This window comes from Streptomyces rubellomurinus (genome assembly GCF_000961885.1).
Taxonomy (GTDB): domain Bacteria; phylum Actinomycetota; class Actinomycetes; order Streptomycetales; family Streptomycetaceae; genus Kitasatospora; species Kitasatospora rubellomurina.
Window position 1 is genome coordinate 1 of the sequence record NZ_JZKH01000166.1, and the last position, 7,015, is coordinate 7,015.

4 protein-coding genes are annotated in these 7,015 nt (G+C 75.3%); 1 reads left to right on the forward strand and 3 read right to left on the reverse strand.

Annotation, left to right across the window (positions count from 1 at the left end; all coding sequences use genetic code 11):
• Window positions 1-1,371, forward strand: a 1,371-nt coding sequence (locus VM95_RS36510) for an RHS repeat-associated core domain-containing protein (protein ID WP_045705392.1), incomplete at its 5' end; no start/stop codon positions are given.
• A gap of 65 nt (window positions 1,372-1,436) precedes the next feature.
• Here the strand turns inward: VM95_RS36510 and VM95_RS36515 are convergent.
• Genes VM95_RS36515 through VM95_RS45375 form a run of 3 tightly spaced genes read right to left on the reverse strand, consistent with a single transcriptional unit; the run spans window position 1,437 to window position 6,984 of the window.
• Window positions 1,437-2,612, reverse strand: coding sequence for a cytochrome P450 family protein (locus tag VM95_RS36515; RefSeq protein ID WP_052707798.1), 1,176 nt, complete (start codon window positions 2,610-2,612; stop codon window positions 1,437-1,439).
• Window positions 2,609-3,148, reverse strand: a complete 540-nt coding sequence (locus tag VM95_RS36520) for a nuclear transport factor 2 family protein (RefSeq protein ID WP_045705394.1) — start codon at window positions 3,146-3,148, stop codon at window positions 2,609-2,611. The genes VM95_RS36515 and VM95_RS36520 overlap by 4 nt, the downstream gene beginning before the upstream one ends.
• A 53-nt stretch (window positions 3,149-3,201) precedes the next feature.
• A complete protein-coding gene (locus VM95_RS45375; protein ID WP_052707799.1) occupies window positions 3,202-6,984 on the reverse strand; it encodes an SDR family NAD(P)-dependent oxidoreductase in 3,783 nt (1,260 codons plus the stop codon).
• Between the last annotated feature and the right edge of the window lie 31 nt (window positions 6,985-7,015).

A 7,015-nucleotide genomic window follows, 5' to 3' on the forward strand; every position in this document is an offset into this window, starting at 1 on the left:
ACGCTCACCCTGGCCACCGACGAGATCACCCTCGACAGCGCGGGCACCGTCAGCAACGTCCGCTCCCTCCCCGCCCCCGGCGGCCTGACCTTCACCCGCAGCACCACCGCCGACGGCGGCAGCACCGTCCAGATCCAGGCCGCCGACCCGCACGGCACCAACGGCCTGCAGATCGGCACCGACGCGGCGATGACCGTCACCCGCCGGGCCGCCGACCCCTTCGGCAACCCGCGCGGCACTCAGCCCGCGGCCGGGCAGTGGGCCGGGACGAAGGGCTTCGTCGGCGGCAGCAAGGACGACGCCACCGGGCTCACCAGCCTCGGCGCCCGCCAGTACGACCCGGCCACCGGACGGTTCATCAGCCCCGACCCGCTCATGGACGAGGCCGACCCGCAGCAGTGGAACGGCTACGCCTACAGCGACAACGACCCCGTCAACCTCTCCGACCCCAGTGGCCTGCGCCCTGACGGCGTCTGCGGCGGCTTCGGCGCCTGCCGGACCCCGGAGGGCCAGACCGTCCAGGAGACCTGGACCTCGGACCACGGCGTCTGGACCGACACCATCCGCAAGTCCCGCCCGCACAACTACTACCGGCCGCCGGCCACGAACTCCAGCACCGACCTCCCCTCCTTCAAGTCGCGGCCCGCGCCCGCGCAGACGGGCGGCGATCCGTGCCCGGCGGGGAAGAAGATCTGCGACCTCTCCAACGAGCTCGGCGAAGCCGTCCAGTTCTGCGCGGAGGTCAGCTGCGGGGTCTACAGCGTGACGACCTACCCGCACAACGACGACCGGGCGCACGACATCCTCCGGGCCTGGCTCACCGACACCTTCGACCACAAGGACGTGGTGAACTTCGGCGCGGGCGACCCGCTCCTGATGGACCTCACCAAGCAGCAGGAGGTCAAGGACACGATCACCAAGGTCCTCGACAACTACCAGGCGAAGGGGCCGCAGGCGATCGGCGAGGAGGTCCGCAACAGTTACGAGGACACCGGAAAGCTCCCGGACTCCTCGTTCCCGCTGAACAAGGTCGGGGTCCTGCTCGGGATCGCCGACGACGTCACCGGGGTGCTGACCAACGGCAACGTCGGCACCAACTACGAATCCAAGTCGATCCTCGGCTCGTTCAACGTCTACGCCAAGGTCACCAACGTCCAGCAGGCGAAGAACGGGTACCGCATCGTGGACATCCACTTCCGGGTGGACGACCAGTGGGACTGGAACTCGGCGACCAAGCTGGTGCCCCGCGGCTGGAACCCGCAGGCCATCCCCGAGGGTGACCACGACCGGATCCCGGGGCGGGCCATCAAGGCCCACTTCGAGTGGGGCTACCGCACCATCCTCTTCCCGTCCGACAAGGTCTGCGGCTAAGGACCGCACGAGGGGCCCGGAAGGCGTTCGCGCCTTCCGGGCCCCTCCGCGTTCGGCGGCGCCGGTCAGCTGGCGAAGCGCAGCGGCAGCGCGGTGAGCCCGCGCAGCACGTCCGAGGAATGCCAGGTCAACTTCGCAGCCGGGACTGCGAGTTCGAGGACGGGGTAGCGGGCCAGGAGTTCGGTCAGGGCGGTCCTGATCTCCTGCCGGGCCAGCTGGTGGCCGAGGCAGAAGTGCGGGCCGTGGCCGAAGGCGAGGTGGGCGGCGGTCGCGCGCGGCGGGTCGAAGGCGTGCGGGTCGGCACGGACGGCCGGGTCCCGGTTGGCGGCGGAGGGCAGGAAGCGGACCAGCTCGCCCCTGCGGACCAGGACGCCCTCGATGTCGAGGTCGTCGACGGCCACCCGGTTGGTGGTGGACAGGACGGAGCCGTGGTAGCGCAGCGCCTCCTCGGTGGCGCCCGCGACCAGTGCCGGGTCCGCCCGGACGGCCTCCAACTCCTCGGGATGGTTGAGGAGTTCGAGCAGGGCGCTGGCGATGACGTGGCCGGTGGTGACGTGCCCGGCGAACAGCAGGACGGAGCAGAACCCGACGAGTTCCTCCAGGCTGAGGGCGTGTCCGTCGTCCAGCCGCGCGGCGACGAGTTCGCTCAGCAGGTCCTCGGTCGGCTGCCGGCGCTTGGCCTCGACCAGCTTGGTGCAGTAGGCGGCGAACGCGTCCATCGCGGCCTGGCGGACCGGCAGCGAGGGCGAGTCCATGTTCTGCACCCGGGCGTGGAACACCTCGCGGTCCCCGGGCGGCACGCCGAGCAGTTCGCAGATCACCTCCAGCGGGAAGGGGTAGGCGAAGGCGGCCACGAAGTCGGCCTCCCCCGCCGGCGGCAGGGCGTCCAGCAGGCCGCGGGCGAGCTCGGCGAGTCGGGGTTCCAGCGAGCGCACCGTGCGGGAGGCGAAGGCGGCGCTGACCAGCCGCCGGTAGCGGGCGTGGTCCGGGTTGTCCTGCTCGAAGAGCACGACCGGCCCGTCCGGGGTCTGCGCGGCCTGCGGCGCGTACCGGTGGAGGTCGTTGGAGAGCCGCGGGTCGCCGAGCAGCCGCCGGGCGGCCTCGGCGCCGAGGACGGTCCACGCCTCGGTGCCGTCCGCCTGCCGGGTGCGGACGACCGGGTAACGGCGGGCCAGCTCGCCGAGTTCGCGCTCGGCGTCCGGCAGGGCGGAGATCTGGACGAGGTCCAGGACGGGGATCACGCCGACCCCTCCTGCCCGTCCGGGGCGGCGGCGCCGACCGGGGGGAGGTCGCGCAGCCACACGTGCCGGCTCGCGATCCGCCAGCGGTCGCCGTCCTTCTCCAGCCGGTCGACGTACGAGCCGCTGCGGCCGAGCTCGAAGCCGCCGTCGTCGAGGGCGAAGGTGAGGGAGAGCAGCGAGCGGGCCTCGGCGGTGGTGGCGTCCAGGCGGGTGACCACGGTGTTGGCGGTGAGGTGGCGCTGGTGCGCGCCGCGGGTCTCGGTGTGGTGCCGGTACAACGCGGCCATCGCGAAGACGATCCGCTCGCGGGTGGCGACGGAGGGCGGGAAGCCCTCGGGGGCCGGGGTGAAGGTGAAGGTGGCGTCCTCGGTGAAGAGCTCGCCGAGCGCGTCGAAGTCGCCGGAGTCGTAGTACAGGCTGTAGGCGGCGACGACGTCCTGGATGGCGGCCCGGTCGGCGAGGAAGGCCGCGTCGAGGTGGCCGGTCGAGCCGGGCACGGGCAGCGCCGGCGCGGTCGTGGTGCTGGGCTGGGTCATGGGGATCCCTTCGTACGGTCAGGGGGCCGGTGCGGGTCGGGGCGGGGTCGTGGTCAGGGGGCGGACGGGGACAGCCCGGCGATCCAGTCGCGCACCGCGGCGCCGGTCCGCTCCGCGTGCTCGCCGATCATGGTGCAGTGGTCGCCCTCGACCTCCACGGCGGTGTGCGCGTGGGGCCAGGCGGAGCGCCACTCCTCGCCGGTCATCGGATCCTCGGGCGAGCCCGGGACGCAGCGCGACGGCCGGACGAACAGCGTCGGCACGGCGGTCGGCTCGGGCTCCCAGCCGCGGAACATCCGCCGGTAGCTGCCGATCGCGGTGAGGCCGACGTAGCCGAGCGCGGTGAACGCGTGGCGGCGCACGATCACCTCGTAGTTCATCGCCCTGCGCATCCGGCGCGACATGCTGGCCGGCAGGTAGGTGTCCAGCAGCACCTGGCCGGTCGGCGCGGTGCCGGCGGCGGCGCTACCAGCCGCCTGGAGGCGGCTGGTGACGCCGTGCGCGAGCCAGCCGCTGGAGGAGTAGCCGAGCACCACGAACGGCTCGCCCCCGGCGCACCGCAGGGTGGCGTCGGCGAGCAGGTCGAGCAGGACGTCGCGGGAGGCCGCGAGCGGCTCGCCGGAGCGGAAGCCGGGGACGGTCAGGACGGCGGTCGCACAGAACCCGTCGAAGGCGGTGGCCAGCCGGCCGAACTGGATGGCGCCGTCGACCGGGGCGAACGGCGGGAAGCAGATCAGCCGGGGGTGCCCGCCGCCCTCGGACATCCGGACGGAGCCGGCCAGGGCGGCGAGCCGCCGCCGGTCCGCGCTGGTCTCGCGCAGCCCGGAGGCGCCGACCAGCAGCGCCTCCGCGTCGTCCATCTGTCCGCGCAGGGCGAGTTGGCGGTAGAGGGAGCCGAGCAGTTCGTTGGACTCCTCGGTGCCGGGCTCCGGCCTGGGCAGGTGCCGCGCGGCGCTGCCCCCGGCCGGGGCGTCGGCGAGCGCGTCGGCCAGGTGCGCGACGAGCGCGGTCGCGCCGGCGTGGTCGTAGACCAGGGTGCTGGGCAGGTCCAGGCCGGTGGCCTCGCCGAGCCGCCGGGCGAGCCCGATGGTGGCCAGCGAGTCGAAGCCCATCTCGCGGAAGGGCTGGTGCGGGTCGACGGCGGCGGCGTCGGGGTGGCCGAGCTGGGCGGCGACCTCGGTGCGGACCAGGTCGAGCAGTTCGGCGGCCAGTTGGGCGGGGGACAGTTCGGCCGCCCGCTCCCGGAGCGGGCGCGGCGCGTCGGCGGGGGCCGGACTCGTCGGCGGTGCGTCCGGCGTCGCGCGCTCGGGCCCGACCAGGTCGGCGATCAGCGGCCGGGGGCGGGCGGCGGCGTAGCTGCGGGCGAGACGGGACCAGTCCACGTCGGCGACCGTCACGCAGGTCAGGTCCTCGTCCAGGGCCTGGCCGAGGGCGGTCAGGGCGGTGGCCGGGTCCATCGGCCGCACGCCGAGCCGGGCGAGGTGGCGGCCGGCCTCGCCGTCCGCCATGCCGCCGGCGGCCCACGGGCCCCAGGCGACGGCGGTGGCGGCGAGACCGCGCCGGCGGCGGAGCACGGCCAGCGCGTCCAGGTGGGCGTTGGCGGCCGCGTAGGCGCCCTGGGCGGCGCCGCCCCAGACCCCGGCGCCGGAGGAGTAGAGCACGAAGGCGTCGAGCTCGGCCGTGCCGAACAGCTCGTCCAGGGCCAGCGCCCCGGCGGCCTTGGCGGTGATCGTGGCGGCGATCCCGGCCGGGTCGGTGTCGAGCAGCCGGGCCGGTCCGGCGACCCCGGCGGCGTGCAGCACCGTGCGGATGTACGGCAGTTCGTCGCGCAGCGCCTCGCCGAGCCGGTCGACGGCGTCCGGCGCGGCGAGGTCGCAGGCGATCGGCACCAGGTCGACGCCGTCCGCCGCCAGGTCGGCGCGCAGCCCGTCCAGGCCGGGGGCGGCCGCTCCGCGGCGGCCCAGCACCAGCACCCGCTCGGCCCCGCGGGAGGCCAGCCAGCGGGCCGCGTGCCCGCCCAGGGCGCCGGTGCCGCCGGTGATCAGCGCGGTGCCGCCGGTCCGCCAGCGCCGGGCCGGACGGGCGGGGCGCTCCGCGTCGGCGGGGCGGGCCAGGCGGCGGACGAAGGTGCCGAGCGGGCGGATCGCGAACTGGTCCTCTCCCCCGGCCTCGGCCAGGACGGCCGGCAGGGTGGCCAGGGAGCGGTCGTCGGGGGAGGCCGGCAGATCGACCAACCCGCCCCAGCTGTCCGGGTGTTCGAGGCCGATGACGCCGCCCAGGCCCCAGATCCCGGCGCCCGTCGCGCCGGCCAGGTCCTCGCCGAGCACCGAGCAGGCGCCGGCCGTCAGGCACCAGAGCGGGGCGGCGGTGCCCGCGTCCGCCAGGGCCTGGACCAGGATGGCGGCGGCCGTCACGGCCTGCACCAGGGCCGGGCCGTCACCGGCCTCCTTCGCGGGCTCCGCGCCGAGCAGGGAGACGACTCCGGCGGGAGCCGACTCGGCCAGCCAGGCGGCGAGGTCGGCCCGGTCGGCGGGCTCGGCGGGCTCGGTGGACTCGACGGTCTCGGCGGTCTCGGCGGTCTCGGCGGTCTCGGCGGCGAGTTCGCGGCGCAGCACCCGGGCGCCGGCGGCGGTGAGCACCGGCTCCACCGCGTCGGCGAGGCCGGCGCCGGCGGGGGTGTGGACGAGGAGCCAGCACCCGGTGAGGGCGGCGGGCGTCGCGGCGGGGGTCCAGGGCTCCCAGCGCAGTTCGTGGCGCCAGGAGCGGGCCGTACGATCGGCGCGGTCCTCGGTGCGCCAGGCGGCGAGCGCGGGCAGCAGCTCGCGCAGCGGCGCGTCGGCGGGGACGTCCAGCAGCGCGGTGAGCCGGTCGAGGTCGGTGTGCTCGACGGCCTCCCAGAACCCGCTGTCCGGGAGTGCGGCGGCGGGCTCCGGCCGTGGTTCGGTGGCGGGGCCCGGTTCCGGTGCCGGCGCCTCGTGGGCGAGCCAGTAGGGGCGGCCCTGGAAGGCGTAGGTCGGCAGGTCCACCCGCTGGGCGCCGGTCACGGTGGCGGCCCAGTCGACCGGTGTGCCGTGGACGAAGGCGGCGGCGAGTCCGGCCGCCAGGGCCTCCCGGGGGTCGCGGTTCCGGCGCTGGAGGGGCAGGGCGGTGGCGTCGGTGCCGGCCGTGCACTCGGCGACCATCGGCGTCAGCGCCGCCTCCGGCCCCAACTCCACGAACACGGACGCGCCTTCGGCCCGGGCCGCGCCCACCGCGTCGGCGAAACGCACCGGCTCGCAGACCTGCCGCACCCAGTACTCCGGATCGCACACCTCGGCCGGAGTCGCGAGGCGGCCCGTCACGTCCGAGGCCAGCGGGATCGACGGCTCCGCGAGCTCGATACCCGCCACCACCTCCCGCAGCCCGGCCAGCACCGGCTCCATCAGCACCGAATGGAACGCGTGCGACACCGCGAGGCGCTTCGCCCGCCAGCCACGCTCCCTGCACAACTCCCGTACGAGGTCCACCGCTTCGGCCTCACCCGACACCACCACCGACGCCGGGCCGTTCACCGCCGCGACCCCCACCACCCCCGGGCGGCACTCCGTAAGAAGCGCCACCACCTGCGCCTCACTCGCCCCCACCGCCAGCATCGCCCCACCGGACGGCAGTTCGCCCATCAACCGGGCCCGCGCCGCCACCAGAGCGACCGCACCCTCCAACGAGAACACCCCGGCCACGTACGCCGCCGTGATCCCGCCCAGCGAATGCCCCAGCACCACCTCGGGCTGCGGCGTCCAGGAGCGCCACAACCGGTACAACGCCACCTCGAACGCGAACAACACCGGCTGCACCACACCGGTTTCCGTGTCGCCCTCGGCCTCCCCC

Excerpts from the sequence above, each read along its gene's own strand:
- VM95_RS36520 (WP_045705394.1), bottom strand. The coding sequence starts at position 3,148 with ATGACCCAGCCCAGCACCACGACCGCGCCGGCGCTGCCCGTGCCCGGC.